This is a genomic window from Streptomyces sp. AC558_RSS880 (assembly GCF_019049255.1).
In the GTDB taxonomy this organism is placed as follows: Bacteria; Actinomycetota; Actinomycetes; order Streptomycetales; family Streptomycetaceae; genus Streptomyces.
This window is the reverse complement of record NZ_JAGMUJ010000031.1, coordinates 202,990-216,381: the sequence shown is the minus strand read 5'-3', so window position 1 is coordinate 216,381 and position 13,392 is coordinate 202,990. Positions and strand designations below refer to the sequence as shown.

Here is a 13,392-nt window from a genome sequence, read left to right as displayed (position 1 = left end):
CGCGGCCGTGCGAGGGATGTTTGGCTGGACGCATGCGCTCGGACACGGAGAACGCGGACGGGACGGAGGGCGTGGTGGCCCACGACGACGGCCGGACGGACGAGGTGGACGCGTCCGCCGAGGGGCGGGCGGCCCGGCGGGACGCCGCGGTGCGGGCCGCCGTGGAGCAGGGGCTGCTCGACGCCGGCACCCCCTTGGTGGCCCTGCTCGACGTGACCGGCATCCGGGAGTCGGCGGCCGGGCTGCGGACGGCGTTCGAGGCGGTGACGGCGCCCGGCACGCCCGTGCTGCACGCCTTCGCGGTGAAGGCGAGTCCGCTGGTGCCGGTGCTGCGGCTGTTGCGCGCGGAGGGCATCGGCGCGGAGGTGGCCAGCCCGGGTGAGCTGGCGCTGGCGCGGGCGGCGGGGGTGGAGCCCGAGCGGACGGTCCTCGACTCGCCCGCCAAGACACCCGCCGAGCTGCGGGAGGCGCTCGCGCTGGGCATCGCCGTCAACGCGGACAACCCGCAGGAGCTGGCCCGCCTCGACGCCCTGATGGCGGGATCCGGCTCCCGCTCCCCCCTCGGCATCCGGGTGAACCCGCAGGTCGGCGGCGGTTCCATCGAGGCGCTGTCCACGGCCACGGCGACCTCGAAGTTCGGGGTGGCGCTGCGCGACGAGGGCGCGCGGGAGTGGGTCGTACGGGCGTACCTGGACCGGCCGTGGCTGACCCGGCTGCACGCGCACACCGGCTCCCAGGGCATCGCGCTGACGATGATGGCGCGAGGAGTCGCGGAGACGTACGAACTGGCGGAGGAGATCAACCGGCGCGCCGGACGGCACCAGGTCGACACCGTCGACATCGGCGGCGGACTGCCGGTGAACTTCGCCTCCGAGGCGAGCACACCGACGTACGGCCGGTACGCGCGGCTGCTGAGCGAGACGGTGCCGGGGCTGTTCGACGGGCGGTACGGGCTGGTCACCGAGTTCGGCCGGTCGCTGCTGGCCAAGCACGGCACGGTGGTCGCGCGCGTGGAGTACGCCAAGAGCGCGGGCGGGCGCCCGGTCGCGGTGACGCACGCGGGCGTGCAGGTGGCGACGCGGACGGTGTACGCGCCGGCGTCGTGGCCGCTGCGGATCGCCGCGTACGACGCGAAGGGGCGGCCCAAGGAGGGTCCGGCGGTCGTGCAGGACGTGGCGGGACCGGCCTGCTTCGCGGGCGACCTGCTCGCCCAGGGGCAGTCACTGCCCCTGCTGGAACAGGGCGACTACGCGGCGGCACTGGACACGGGCGCGTACTACTTCGCCCACCACTACGCCTACAACTCGCTCCCCCGCCCCGGCATCCACGGCTTCACCCCGGACGGCACGGGAGGCGTCACCTTCGCGACGGTACGCGCGCCCCAGACGGTCGAGGAGATCGTGGCCGAAGCGGGCGCCGCCCACACCGACGCCCTGCTCCCCTAGGGGCGCGGGGCGGGGCCGGCCCGCGGCTCCGCCCCGCGGGCGCGATCGCCCACGACACCCCCGCGGAGAACCTCTCAGACGAGGGCCGGCGCCCGGCGACGGGCGCCCCCGGGCGCCGCGTCACCCGCCGCGACACCGGTCGTCCGGTACCCCTTGACCGCCTTGCCGGCAGGCCGCCCCGCTCCCGCGCGGAGCCAGTCGACGCGTACCCACAGCAGGACCTCGTCCGCCCGCTCCAGGCGCCCGATCCAGGCCGCCTTCAGCCAGAGGCCCGCCCCGCACCCGGCGAGCAGCAGACCACCGGCCGCGGGCACCGCGAACGCCGTGCCCAGCGCGGCGAGGAAGGCGAGCAGCAGCCACCAGCGGTGCCCGCGACGCCAGTTGCGGACGGTCACCGCCCGGTCCTGGAGCACGTCGTGCCGGCCCGCCCGGACCGCCGAACGGGCCGACGCGCGGTACCGCCCCCGCCGCCCGTACGCCACGACGGCCGCCGCCACGAGGAACAGCGCGGCACCCGCCAGTACCCCGATCCGGCGCCCGGTCAGTCCCGGCACCAGTACCCCGGCGCCCGCCGCGACGACTCCCAGCCACCACAGTGGCGCGGCCCCCGCCCGTACGACGACCGCCACCCGGGCCAGCCCCTGTCCTCCACGTGTCATGTCCGGCCTCCCGTCTCTCACGTCAGTGGGAGACGGGAGGTTAGCGGCACAAGGTGAGACGAGTCTGAGAACACGGGCGGACCGCCCCCGCCGTCCCGCGGGCCGTCAGTCCACGAACAGCCCGCGTGCCGCCGCCTTCGCGTCGAACTCCTCCAGCCGCGCCTGCGCGTCGGGCAGGTCGTCGCACATCGCCTCCAGCAGCACCCGGCCCAGCAGCATCGGCGCGCACGCCGTGTCGAAGGCCAGCCCGGTACCGACGGCGGCGGGCAGCAGCAGGTCGGACACCTTGGCGACCGGCGCGAACGGGGAGTCGGCGACGGTGACCACGGTCAGCCCCGTCTCCTTGGCACGGTCGAGGGCGTCGACGACCTCGCGGGGGTGCCGGGGCAGCGCGAAGCACAGCAGGGCGCTCGCCCCGGCCCGCGCGGCGGCGTCGATCCGGTCGTGGAGCATCGTGCCGCCCTCGTTGAGCAGCCGTACGTCCGGATGGACCTTGGCGGCGAAGTAGGCGAACCCGTGCGCCTGGGCCGCCGCGGCCCGCAGCCCCAGCACGGGCAGCGGCCGGCTCCCGGCCAGCACCCGGCCCGCCTGCCGCACCGGCCGGGGGTCGGCCAGCACCTCCGCCAAGTGCCGCAGGTTCTCGATCTCGGCCTCGACGGCCTGCTGGTACGCGTTGTACGAGCCGGATTCCGGTGCCGGTTCGGCGGGCGCGACCTCGCGCAGATGCCGCCGCAGGGCGGGATAGCCGTCGAAGCCGAGGGCGACGGCGAACCGGGTCACGGACGGCTGGCTGACCCCGGCCAGCTCGGCCAGCTCCACGCTGGACAGGAACGGTACGTCGGCGGCGCGCCGCACCATGCTGTGCGCGATGCGCCGCTGGGTCGGCGTCAGCCGGTGCCCCTCGAAGAGCGCCTGGAGGCGCGCGGCGGGGCTCTCGGTGCCGCTCATGACCTGACTCTCCCTCGACGCCTCGACCTATTCACCCATCGAAATCCCTGCATACCGTTATACAGGGGCTCGCGGGGCCGCGCCGGTCACACGTCGCGATGGGCGGAGATCACACACTGTGCCCGCTTCGGCGACAGATCCGGAACTCGACGATTTTGTTACGACGTCACCACATCCCGAACGGGCCGGATAGCGTAACTCATCGAACAATAGAGCGTCTTGAGACGCAGGCGACCCATGTGGCACCCGACGGAGGACTGGTACAGGCGTGGACGCGCAGAGTCGTGGGCAGACGGACGGAACCGATCCTGCCGACCAGTGGGTACTCAACCCGGAGACCGGCGAATACGAACTGCGGCTGAACGATTCCGCAGAGCAGCCGAGAACGCCCCGCCCCCGCAGTGCCCCACACCCCGGCTCCACCGCGCCCGCCCGCGTCCCCGGCCAGCGCGGTCGCCGTGCCGCGCCCGCCGCGGAGGACACGCCCGGCCCCGGCAGCCGCAAGCGCAAGCAGAAGAGGAGCCGCAAGAAGAAGGCGCTGATGTGGACGGGAGGCGCCCTCGGTCTGGTCCTCGTGGGCGGTTCGGCGTTCGCGTACTACTGGTACGACCGCCTCTACGGCAACATCAACACCGTCGACATCGGTGACGTGGGCAGCGACGAGGCCGTGGCGGACGGACCGGTCAACCTCCTGGTCATCGGCAACGACGTCCGCACCGGCGAGGGCAACGAGGCCTACGGCAACCGGACCAACGTCACCGGCCACGCCGACACCACGCTCCTCTTCCACATGTCCGAGGACCGCACCAACGCGACCGTGGTGAGCATCCCCCGCGACCTGATGATCAAGATCCCGGACTGCGAGTCCAAACAGTCCGACGGTTCCACCAAGAAGATCCCCGGCTCGACGGTCCCCACCAAGTTCAACGAGTCCTACGGCGTGAACGGCCGCGATCCGGGCTGCACCATGCTCACCGTCGAGGAGATCACCGGCCTCGAGCTCGACCACTTCATGATGTTCGACTTCAACGCGGTCAAGACGCTGTCCACCGCGGTCGGCGGCGTCAAGGTGTGCCTGGAGGAGCCCATCAAGGACCTGGACGGCGGCTCCGGACTCGATCTGCCGGAAGGGGAGAGCACCATCCAGGGCGAGGACGCGCTGTCGTTCCTCCGCAACCGGCACGGTCTGAAGAACGAGAGCGACCTGGACCGGATCGAGATGCAGCAGAAGTTCGTCGCGTCGATGCTGCGCCAGCTGAAGGAGGACACGCTGGACAGCCCGTCGAAGATGCTCGACGTCGCCGACGCGGCCACCAAGTCCCTCACCGTGGACAAGGGCATAGGCAGCCCCAGCAAGCTGCTCACCCTCGCCCGGGAACTCGGCAAGATCGACCTGAAGAACATCACCCTGATGACCCTGCCGGTGGTCGACAATCCGGACGAACCCACGCCCGTCACCGTCGTACTGCACCCGGTCGAGGCCCCGAAGCTCTTCAGCATGCTGCAGAACGACGTCTCCCTCACCGAGGTGAAGAAGAAGGAGAAGGACGCCAAGGACAAGCAGGCCGAGCTGCTGGAGGGCACCCGGGCGGAGGCGTCCGAGATCCGCGTCGACGTCCTCAACGGCGGCGGCCCGGGGGGCGCCGCACAGGACACCCTCGTCTGGCTGCAGACCAGCGAGGGCGTGGCCAGGTCGACCAACAAGGGCAACGCCCCGGCCGATGTCGACAAGACCCGGCTGGAGTACGCCCCGAACCAGGCCGACCAGGCCCGCAAGCTCGCCGACCTGATGGGCCTGCCCGCCTCGGCCATGAGGCCCGGCACGACGGACGCCGACGCGACGACCCCGATGACGCTCACCCTCGGCCCCGACTTCACGAAGGCCGGCGTCTCCATCGCCCCGCCGAAGAAGGTCGACGTCAAGCAGTCCCGGGCCGACGAGAAGATGTGCAAGAAGTAGCGGCGAACCCGAGACCGAGTGGGGGGTTACCCCCAGTGCCACCGCCCTTCCGCCTCCCTACCGTGGGACGCATGACCGGAATGGACGCGCGGGACACCGAGCTGAAGAAGGAACTCGACGCCTCCCTGCAGGCCCGCAGGGAGCTGGGCGAAGAGTACGAGTCCGCGCTGGTCGACTCGTTCCTGGAGAAGGTCGACCAGCGCATCGACGGCGCGGTGGAGCGCCGGGTGCGCCGGCAGTTCGCCGAGCAGCAGATGACGGTGGCCCGGGACTCTCGGTCTCCGGGGGCCACGGACACCTGGGGCGAGCGCTTCGGCTTCGGGATCGTCTCGCTGGTCCTGGCGGTGCCGCTGTCCGCCATCGGCGGGGGTGTGGGCCATCTGCCCGGTCTGGTGGTCGCCTGGCTGGGCATCGTCGGCGTCAACGCCGTCCAGGCCGCCCGGACCAACCCGGGCCTGTTCGGCCGCCGCAGGGCCTCCCGCGACAACGACTGGGAGGACTGAGACCGTCTGCGCGGGGACCGCCGCACCCCCGTCACCGGGGGGCGGGACGACGGCGGTCCCCGCGGGGGACGCGCGCCCGTTGAGGCAGGCTGCGCGTCCGAGGCGTCCATGGAGGTCCGGGAGCCGCTCCGGAGGTCCTTCGACGCCGTTCGGTCGCCGGCCGGAACGGGGAGCCGCTCCCGTTCCGCCGACACCCACCAATCTGCCGGACCCGTGTTAAGCGAGTGCTGCGCGGACGTGACACGCTCGTACCACTTCCGCGAAGTCCACGAAGATCATCATCGCGCCGGCACCCCGCCGTTCACGGCGGGTCCACCGTCACTTCACCTGGCGGACCGTCACTTCACCTGGCGGGCCGTCACTTCACCTGGCGGGCCGTCACTTCCCGGTCCTGGCGAGGAAGGACAGCAGGTCCTGGCGGCTGACCACACCGGTCGGCTTGCCCTCGACGAGGACGATCGCCGCGTCCGCCTCGCCCAGGACGGCCATCAGGTCCGCGACGGGCTCACCGGAGCCGACCTGCGGCAGCGGCGCGGACATGTGCTTCTCCAGCGGGTCGTCGAGCGAGGCGCTCTTGCTGAACAGCGCGTCCAGCAGCTCCCGCTCCACCACCGAGCCGACGACCTCGGCGGCCATCACGTCCGGGTGACCGGCGCCCGGCTTGACCACCGGCATCTGCGAGACGCCGTACTCGCGCAGCACCTCGATGGCCTGGCCGATCGTCTCGTCGGGGTGCATGTGGACGAGGGAGGGGATGTGGCCGCCCTCCTTGTCGCTCAGGACGTCGCCGACGCGGGCGCTGGGGCCGGCGTCCTCGAGGAAGCCGTAGTCGGCCATCCACTCGTCGTTGAAGATCTTGCTGAGGTAGCCGCGGCCGCTGTCCGGCAGCAGGACGACGACCACGTCGTCCTCACCGAGCCGCGAGGCCACCTCCAGCGCCGCCACGACCGCCATGCCGCAGGAGCCGCCGACCAGCAGACCCTCCTCCTTGGCCAGGCGCCGGGTCATCTGGAAGGAGTCCTTGTCGGAGACGGCGACGATCTCGTCCGCGATCTCACGGTCGTACGCGGTCGGCCAGAAGTCCTCGCCGACGCCCTCCACCAGGTACGGCCGCCCGGAGCCGCCGGAGTACACGGAGCCCTCGGGGTCGGCGCCGACCACCTTCACGCCGCCGTCGCTGACCTCCTTCAGGTAGCGCCCGGTCCCGGAGATGGTGCCGCCGGTGCCGACGCCGGCCACGAAGTGGGTGATCCTCCCCTCGGTCTGCTCCCACAGCTCGGGGCCGGTGGAGTGGTAGTGGGAGAGCGGGTTGTGGGGGTTGGAGTACTGGTCCGGCTTCCAGGCCCCCGGCGTCTCGCGCACCAGCCGGTCGGAGACGTTGTAGTAGGAGTCGGGGTGCTCGGGCGCCACGGCGGTCGGGCAGACGACGACCTCGGCGCCGTAGGCCCGCAGTACGTTGATCTTGTCCGTGGACACCTTGTCCGGGCAGACGAAGATGCACTTGTAGCCCTTCTGCTGGGCCACGATGGCGAGCCCGACCCCGGTGTTGCCGCTGGTCGGCTCGACGATGGTGCCGCCGGGCTTGAGCTCCCCGCTCTGCTCCGCCGCCTCGATCATGCGCAGGGCGATGCGGTCCTTCACGGAACCGCCCGGGTTGAAGTACTCCACCTTGGCCAGGACGGTCGCCCTGATGCCCTTGGTCACGCTGTTGAGCCGCACCAGCGGGGTGTTGCCGACGAGGCTGATCATCGAGTCGTGGAATTGCACCGTTGTCTCCGGATGCTGCAAAAGGTGTGGTCGTAGTGGTGATGCCAGCCTAGGCCCTCACCGGTCCGAACCCGGCCGGGTCGTTCACCTGCCGTGAGGATTGGACCACGGTCCGTACGGGGCAAGCACTGGTTGTACGGGTTCGAGGAGGTGGCGGCGAGGCATGACGGGCTTGTCGAGGGCGAGGGTGGCCCGGCGCATCGCGGCCGGCGCGGCGTACGGCGGTGGGGGCATCGGTCTGGCCGGGGCGGCCACCGTGGGGCTCTTGATGGCCGAGGCCCAGCTGGCGCGGCGCCGCGTGGGCAACGGCACGACTCCTCATGTACCGAACGCGGACGGGCTGTACGGAGCGGCGTACACGGTGCCGGGCGAACCGGCGCTGCGGCTGACGATGCTGGGCGACTCCACGGCGGCCGGGCAGGGCGTGCGCCGGGCCGGGCAGACGCCGGGCGCGCTGCTGGCGTCGGGCGTCGCGGCGCTCGCGGAACGTCCGGTGGGGCTGAGCACGGTCGCGGTGCCCGGGGCCTGTTCCGACGACCTGGACCGGCAGGTGACGCAGGCGCTGGCGGATCCGTCCCGGGTGCCGGACGTCTGCGTGATCATGGTCGGCGCCAATGACGTCACCCATCGCATGCCGCCCACCCAGTCCGTGCGCCACCTGTCCTCGGCGGTACGACGGCTGCGGACGGCCGGTGCGGAGGTGGTCGTCGGCACCTGCCCCGATCTCGGCACGATCGAGCCGGTGTGGCAGCCGCTGCGCTGGCTGGCCCGCCGGGCCTCGCGGCAGCTGGCGGCGGCGCAGACGATCGGAGCCGTCGAGCAGGGCGGGCGCACGGTGTCGCTGGGCGATCTGCTGGGACCCGAGTTCGCGGCGAACCCGCGCGAGCTGTTCGGGCCGGACAGCTATCACCCCTCGGCGGAGGGGTACGCCACTGCCGCGATGGCGGTGCTGCCGACGGTGTGCGCGACGCTGGGGCTGTGGCCGGCGGAGGAGGAGCGCCCGGACGCCGCCCGCCGCGAGGGGTTCCTGCCGGTGGCCCGGGCGGCGGCGGAGGCGGCGTCGGAGGCGGGCACGGAGGTCACCGCGGCGATGCCGGCGGGTGCGCGGGGGCCGTGGGCCCTCTTGAAACGCCGCCGGCGCCGCAGGGTCACGGAGGCGGAGCCGGAACCTTCGACCCAGCCGTCGTAACCCCGGACCTCTGCCACGGACAGTCCCCGCAGCTGCGGGCAGTCGTGCCGCACCGACGCAGCGGTGCCGGTGCGGGGCGGGGGGTGTCGCGCAGTCCGGCGCTCACGGGGTGCCGTCGCGCCCGCCCGTGCCGCCCTGCGGCACGACTGCCCGCGGTGAGCGGGGTGTGCGGGGTGTGCGGCGCGGCTGCCCGTGAGTACGGTCCGCCCAAGCAAGCGCTTAGACAGTTGCGGTCCATGTCACATCGCGTCAGTCGTGACCCCGCCCATACGTCCGGGTAACTTCCCAAGAAGTCCCGCACCAACCAACCGGTATGCCCTCCCGCCGCCCCTCATCCCTGGAGCCGTGATGCCCGAAGCCGTGATCGTCTCAGCCGCCCGCTCCCCCATCGGCCGCGCCTTCAAGGGCTCCCTGAAGGACCTGCGCCCGGACGACCTGACCGCCACGATCATCCAGGCCGCCCTCGCCAAGGTCCCCGAGCTGGACCCGAGGGACATCGACGACCTGATGCTCGGCTGCGGCCTTCCCGGTGGCGAGCAGGGCAACAACCTCGGCCGCGTGGTCGCCGTGCAGATGGGGATGGACCACCTCCCCGGCTGCACCATCACCCGCTACTGCTCGTCCTCGCTGCAGACCTCCCGCATGGCCCTGCACGCCATCAAGGCCGGCGAGGGCGACGTGTTCATCTCGGCCGGCGTCGAGACGGTCTCCCGCTTCGCCAAGGGCAACTCCGACAGCCTCCCGGATACCCGCAACCCGCTGTTCGCCGAGGCCGAGGCCCGTACCGCCGCCGTCGCCGAGTCGGAGGGCTCCACCTGGCACGACCCGCGCGAGGACGGCCTGGTGCCCGACCCGTACATCGCGATGGGCCAGACCGCGGAGAACCTGGCCCGGCTCAAGGGCGTCACCCGCCAGGACATGGACGAGTTCGGCGTCCGCTCGCAGAACCTCGCCGAGGAGGCCATCAAGAACGGCTTCTGGGAGCGCGAGATCACCCCGGTGACACTCCCCGACGGCACGGTGGTCAGCAAGGACGACGGTCCCCGCGCCGGCGTCACCATGGAGGGCGTGGCGGGCCTGAAGCCGGTCTTCCGCCCCGACGGCCTGGTCACCGCCGGCAACTGCTGCCCGCTCAACGACGGCGCCGCCGCGCTCGTCATCATGAGCGACACCAAGGCCCGCGAGCTCGGCCTCACCCCGCTCGCCAGGATCGTCTCCACCGGCGTCTCCGGCCTCTCCCCCGAGATCATGGGCCTCGGCCCGGTCGAGGCGAGCAAGCAGGCACTGGGCCGCGCCGGCCTCACCATCGACGACATCGACCTGGTCGAGATCAACGAGGCGTTCGCCGCCCAGGTGATCCCCTCCTACCGCGACCTCGGCATCCCGCTGGAGAAGCTGAACGTCAACGGCGGCGCCATCGCCGTCGGCCACCCCTTCGGCATGACCGGCGCCCGCATCACCGGCACGCTGATCAACTCCCTCCAGTTCCACGACAAGCAGTTCGGTCTGGAGACGATGTGCGTCGGCGGCGGCCAGGGCATGGCGATGGTCGTCGAGCGCCTCAGCTGAACCCCGTACCGCGGGCGCACCGTAGCCGTCGCGGTACGGTCGGTGAGGCCAGGGCCAGGGCCCCCGGAAGTTCCGGGGGCCCGGGTCGTTTCGTGATCCAATCTCCCCCAGGATGTGACCTATCTCCCTCGCCGGAGGGATTCACGCAGGTCAGAACCGGACCCCTTTCGGGCTCACCCTCAAAGGCCTGTCCGTTTCGTGACGTTACGCACTGACAGATGGTTAGTCCGCCCTTCAAGCTGATGTAGGAAGTCGGGGGTCGACTTTGAACCGGGAGTACGTCAGTGAGCGCCATGCCGATCGCCCTGCTGATCACCACGGCCGCCACCGGCGCCGTGGGCGTCGCCGTCCTGCGCAGCATCATGGTGCTGCGCCGACAGGTCGCGGCCCTGCACACCGCGCTGGCCGAGAACGGCGCCCCGACCACGCGCGCGCACGTTCCCCCCGCCCGCACGGCCGGCACCGACGAGATACGCGCCGCCGTGGCGGAGGCGCTCGCCGAGGAGCGGGAGCGCGAGCTCGCCGAGGCGCGGGCCTTCTGGGCCGCCCAGGAGGCCCGTGACGCGTCCGACGCGCCGTCCCTGCTGAGTCTGGCCGACAGTGAGCTGTTCCTGCCCCGGCAGGCCGATTTCGCGGGCCTGGAGCCGGCGGGCGAGCCGGGCGCGGAGGCCGAGGAGCACTCCGGGGACTCCCCGGAGCTGGCCGCGGCCCGCCGCCGTCACCCCTCGCACCCGGACTTCGTGCCGAACCCCTCGCCGGTCGTGAACGACCACGAGCGCACGGTGGCCACCCTGGAGGAGCTGGCCGCCGCCCGGACCGAGCTGACCGACGTCCGTCCGGGCCCGCTGGGCACCCTCGACGTCTACGTCTTCGCCGACGGGACGACGCTGTGCATGACGCCGGGCCACCGCGAGACCGCGGAGCGCCTGGCAGCGGCCCTGCGCGCGGGCGAGACCCCGTTCCTGCTGGGCGGTTCCGGCATCTCGGGGGCGTACACGCTGACGTTCTCCTGCGGTGAGGAGAACGTCTACATCCTGGCGGACCGCGTCATCGCGTCCCTCTGACTCCGGGCCGGCTCCGGGCCGGCTAGACCCCGGCGCGCTCGCGCGCCTCCTCCACCAGTCGTACGGCCTCCCGCACCTCGTCCTCGTTCTTCAGTACGAGCGCCAGGTCGTGGCCGGCGACGGTGATCTGGTCGGCGGCGGCGAACATGCCCGCGTCGGGCATCTCACGGGGCTCGGTGCCCGGCTCCTCGACGAGCTGGGTGCGCCGCGCCAACTCCCTGGCCAGGGCGAGCGCCTCGGCGGCCCCGCCCCGCTGCAGCCTGCTCTGCGGCGCGGCCCGCAGGCGGTCGGCGAAATGATCCACGGCACGGGTGAAGGGCGTCGTATCAACCACGCGGCGAGCGTACGCGGCGCGGCGGGACTGTTGCCAACGGGCGAACGCTCAGGCACGGTGACCTGAAGGACCGGCTTACATCCCATGCGTCCGGAGGCGCCGATGTCCCAAGTCTTCTCCGCAGAGACCCACCGCAACATGCTCGCCCGCATCCCCCACTGCACCGGTCGTGAGATCTCCGACTGGCTGCGCACCGTCGAAGAAGGCCCGTCGCTCTTCCGCTTCGAGGAGAAGGTCAGCTGGCTCCGGCACGAGTACGACCTGGCGTACGGCCACGCCAAGGCGATCGTCCACGAGTACGACCTGAGGAGGGCCGCGCGCAAACTGCTCTGACGCGCGCCGGCACGACGAAGGGCCCCGGGTGGGAACCCGGGGCCCTGTCCGTACCGCGCTCGGGTACTAGTCGCTGCTGTTGAGGATCGAGATGAGCCGCAGGAACTCCATGTAGATCCACACCAGCGTCAGCGTGAGGCCGAAGGCGGCGAGCCAGGCCTCCTCGCGCGGGGCACCGTAGGCGATGCCGTCCTCGACCTGCTTGAAGTCCAGGGCGAGGAAGCAGGCACCGAGGATGATGCCGATGACGCCGAAGACGACGCCGAGCGCGCCGCTGCGGAAGCCGAGGCCGTCACCGCCGCCGAACACCGCGAACAGCAGGTTCACGGCCATCAGCAGGATGAAGCCGAGCGCGGCCGCCATCACGAAGCCGTAGAAGCGGCGGTTGACGCGGATCCATCCGGCCTTGTAGGCCACCAGCACACCGGCGAAGACCGCCATGGTGCCGATCACGGCCTGCATGGCCGCGCCGTCGGCGATGCGGTTGTCGACGATGTTGGAGATGACGCCGAGGAAGACACCCTCGAACGCGGCGTACGTCAGGATCAGCGCGGGCGTGGGCTTGCGCTTGAAGGACTGCACGAGCGCCAGGACCATGCCGATCAGCGCGGCGCCGATGCCGATGCCGTAGGACCGGCTGATGTTGGCGTCGTCGACCGGCAGCAGCGCCCAGGAGAGCGCCGCGGTGACGATGAGCACGCCGAGCGTGGTGCCCGTGCGCATGACGACGTCGTCGATGGTCATCCGGCCGGTGGTGGCCGGTGCCTGCGGCGGTGCGCCGTGCTGCAGGTCCTGCTGCGCGTAAGGGTTCTGCGCGTAGGGGTTCTGGGCGTACGGGTTGCCCGTCGGCTGCGCGTACGGGTTGGCCTGCGTGGCGACAGCGGGACCCCCGGCCTGCGGCGCGGTGTTGAAGCCCGCGTAGCCGTTGTCGCGGCCGAACCCCCGTCGCGAGAAGACCGGGTTACTGCTCCTCATTTCACTCCTCCATGGCCACACAGCGCGGCCTTGGCTCAAGAGTAATAGGTAGGCAAAGGAATGACCCTAATGCTTGGGGAGGATCTTTCCCTCGTTGTGCTGCGCAACACGCTACGCGGCCGGGTGATTCCCTTCACGCTCAGGACCCGAACCATGACCGGGCCGGTACCGGCCCGATACCCGTCCGGTACCCGCGGCGGCTCCGGTCACCCGACCGGACGACCGCGCGGTGACCCGGGCCCGGGAGCGGGCTCGGAAGCAGGCCCGGGAGCGGGCTCGGGCAGCGGGACGCGCACCGGCCGGCATACGCGCTCCCGCCCGGTCTCCCCCGCCCCACCCGAGTACGCGCACTCGCGATCACACGAGGGCGTCCGTCACCGAGGGACGCGCAGGTGATGATCAGCTGCGGGGAGTCTCCGACTCCCGGCCGGGCCCTCGCGGGGCGGTCGTCGCGGGGGAGCGGCATACGCGGTGGTGCCCGGAGCCGGACTCGAACCGGCACGCCCGCTCAGGGGCAGCGAGGTTTAAGCTCGCCGTGTCTGCATTCCACCATCCGGGCAGGCCATGGGCCCCGCTTCGCGGTTCCGAGCCTATCGGTGGCCCTCCCGCGGCCAGCGGCGGGAGGGACCGATCTTGTCTTATTTTA

At 71.8% G+C, this 13,392-nt stretch carries 12 protein-coding genes and 1 tRNA gene; 7 read left to right on the top strand and 6 right to left on the bottom strand.

Going from position 1 to position 13,392, the window contains the following annotated elements; genetic code table 11:
- The first annotated feature begins 32 nt into the window (after positions 1 to 32).
- Positions 33 to 1,445 carry a diaminopimelate decarboxylase gene (locus KUM38_RS14890; RefSeq protein WP_217129838.1) on the top strand — a complete coding sequence of 471 codons (1,413 nt, stop codon included), beginning with the start codon at positions 33 to 35 and terminating at the stop codon, positions 1,443 to 1,445.
- 74 nt (positions 1,446 to 1,519) lie between these two features.
- Here the strand turns inward: KUM38_RS14890 and KUM38_RS14885 are convergent, their stop codons facing one another.
- Together KUM38_RS14885 and KUM38_RS14880 are read right to left on the bottom strand one after the other, a co-directional pair.
- Positions 1,520 to 2,104 (bottom strand): hypothetical protein, encoded by a 585-nt coding sequence (locus tag KUM38_RS14885; RefSeq protein ID WP_217129837.1) that lies wholly within the window; start codon positions 2,102 to 2,104, stop codon positions 1,520 to 1,522.
- 105 nt (positions 2,105 to 2,209) lie between these two features.
- The gene (locus tag KUM38_RS14880) at positions 2,210 to 3,052 is read right to left on the bottom strand and encodes a MurR/RpiR family transcriptional regulator (protein ID WP_217129836.1); all 843 of its coding nucleotides are present in this window, start codon (positions 3,050 to 3,052) and stop codon (positions 2,210 to 2,212) included.
- A 268-nt stretch (positions 3,053 to 3,320) separates the two neighbouring features.
- Here KUM38_RS14880 and KUM38_RS14875 point away from each other — a divergent pair, with 268 nt between their 5' ends.
- Positions 3,321 to 5,012 carry an LCP family protein gene (locus KUM38_RS14875; protein WP_217129835.1) on the top strand — a complete coding sequence of 564 codons (1,692 nt, stop codon included), beginning with the start codon at positions 3,321 to 3,323 and terminating at the stop codon, positions 5,010 to 5,012.
- Positions 5,013 to 5,092: 80 nt separating this feature from the next.
- Positions 5,093 to 5,515 (top strand): hypothetical protein, encoded by a 423-nt coding sequence (locus KUM38_RS14870; RefSeq protein ID WP_217129889.1) that lies wholly within the window; start codon positions 5,093 to 5,095, stop codon positions 5,513 to 5,515.
- 378 nt (positions 5,516 to 5,893) lie between these two features.
- Here the strand turns inward: KUM38_RS14870 and KUM38_RS14865 are convergent, their stop codons facing one another.
- Positions 5,894 to 7,282: a cystathionine beta-synthase gene (locus tag KUM38_RS14865; RefSeq protein ID WP_217129834.1), complete on the bottom strand. Its 1,389-nt coding sequence runs from the start codon at positions 7,280 to 7,282 to the stop codon at positions 5,894 to 5,896.
- A gap of 163 nt (positions 7,283 to 7,445) precedes the next feature.
- Between KUM38_RS14865 and KUM38_RS14860 the strand changes: the two genes are divergently transcribed.
- The 3 genes from KUM38_RS14860 (at position 7,446) to KUM38_RS14850 (ending at position 11,104) form a co-directional block, all read left to right on the top strand.
- Complete coding sequence (locus KUM38_RS14860) at positions 7,446 to 8,471, top strand: SGNH/GDSL hydrolase family protein (RefSeq protein WP_217129833.1); 1,026 nt, start codon at positions 7,446 to 7,448, stop codon at positions 8,469 to 8,471.
- Between the two features lie 348 nt (positions 8,472 to 8,819).
- Positions 8,820 to 10,040 carry an acetyl-CoA C-acetyltransferase gene (locus KUM38_RS14855; protein WP_217129832.1) on the top strand — a complete coding sequence of 407 codons (1,221 nt, stop codon included), beginning with the start codon at positions 8,820 to 8,822 and terminating at the stop codon, positions 10,038 to 10,040.
- A gap of 284 nt (positions 10,041 to 10,324) precedes the next feature.
- Entirely contained in the window at positions 10,325 to 11,104 is a 780-nt protein-coding gene (locus tag KUM38_RS14850; RefSeq protein ID WP_217129831.1) for a hypothetical protein, read from the top strand.
- Positions 11,105 to 11,126: 22 nt separating this feature from the next.
- Here the strand turns inward: KUM38_RS14850 and KUM38_RS14845 are convergent, their stop codons facing one another.
- The gene (locus tag KUM38_RS14845; RefSeq protein WP_217129830.1) at positions 11,127 to 11,438 is read right to left on the bottom strand and encodes a hypothetical protein; all 312 of its coding nucleotides are present in this window, start codon (positions 11,436 to 11,438) and stop codon (positions 11,127 to 11,129) included.
- Positions 11,439 to 11,540: 102 nt separating this feature from the next.
- Between KUM38_RS14845 and KUM38_RS14840 the strand changes: the two genes are divergently transcribed.
- Positions 11,541 to 11,771 (top strand): DUF4287 domain-containing protein, encoded by a 231-nt coding sequence (locus KUM38_RS14840; protein WP_037939887.1) that lies wholly within the window; start codon positions 11,541 to 11,543, stop codon positions 11,769 to 11,771.
- 66 nt (positions 11,772 to 11,837) lie between these two features.
- On the opposite strand, the gene KUM38_RS14835 is transcribed toward KUM38_RS14840, so the two are convergent.
- Both KUM38_RS14835 and KUM38_RS14830 read right to left on the bottom strand, forming a co-directional pair.
- The gene (locus KUM38_RS14835; protein ID WP_217129829.1) at positions 11,838 to 12,746 is read right to left on the bottom strand and encodes a Bax inhibitor-1/YccA family protein; all 909 of its coding nucleotides are present in this window, start codon (positions 12,744 to 12,746) and stop codon (positions 11,838 to 11,840) included.
- A gap of 472 nt (positions 12,747 to 13,218) precedes the next feature.
- Positions 13,219 to 13,305 (bottom strand) — tRNA-Leu (locus tag KUM38_RS14830).
- Positions 13,306 to 13,392 lie beyond the last annotated feature (87 nt).

What these genes read in the sequence shown, in the direction of transcription:
- KUM38_RS14885 (WP_217129837.1), bottom strand. Translation starts at nt 2,104, where the DNA reads ATGACACGTGGAGGACAGGGGCTGGCCCGGGTGGCGGTCGTCGTACGG.
- KUM38_RS14835 (WP_217129829.1), bottom strand. Translation starts at nt 12,746, where the DNA reads ATGAGGAGCAGTAACCCGGTCTTCTCGCGACGGGGGTTCGGCCGCGAC.
- KUM38_RS14890 (WP_217129838.1), top strand. Translation starts at nt 33, where the DNA reads ATGCGCTCGGACACGGAGAACGCGGACGGGACGGAGGGCGTGGTGGCC.
- KUM38_RS14855 (WP_217129832.1), top strand. Translation starts at nt 8,820, where the DNA reads ATGCCCGAAGCCGTGATCGTCTCAGCCGCCCGCTCCCCCATCGGCCGC.
- KUM38_RS14840 (WP_037939887.1), top strand. Translation starts at nt 11,541, where the DNA reads ATGTCCCAAGTCTTCTCCGCAGAGACCCACCGCAACATGCTCGCCCGC.
- KUM38_RS14880 (WP_217129836.1), bottom strand. Translation starts at nt 3,052, where the DNA reads ATGAGCGGCACCGAGAGCCCCGCCGCGCGCCTCCAGGCGCTCTTCGAG.
- KUM38_RS14870 (WP_217129889.1), top strand. Translation starts at nt 5,093, where the DNA reads ATGGACGCGCGGGACACCGAGCTGAAGAAGGAACTCGACGCCTCCCTG.
- KUM38_RS14860 (WP_217129833.1), top strand. Translation starts at nt 7,446, where the DNA reads ATGACGGGCTTGTCGAGGGCGAGGGTGGCCCGGCGCATCGCGGCCGGC.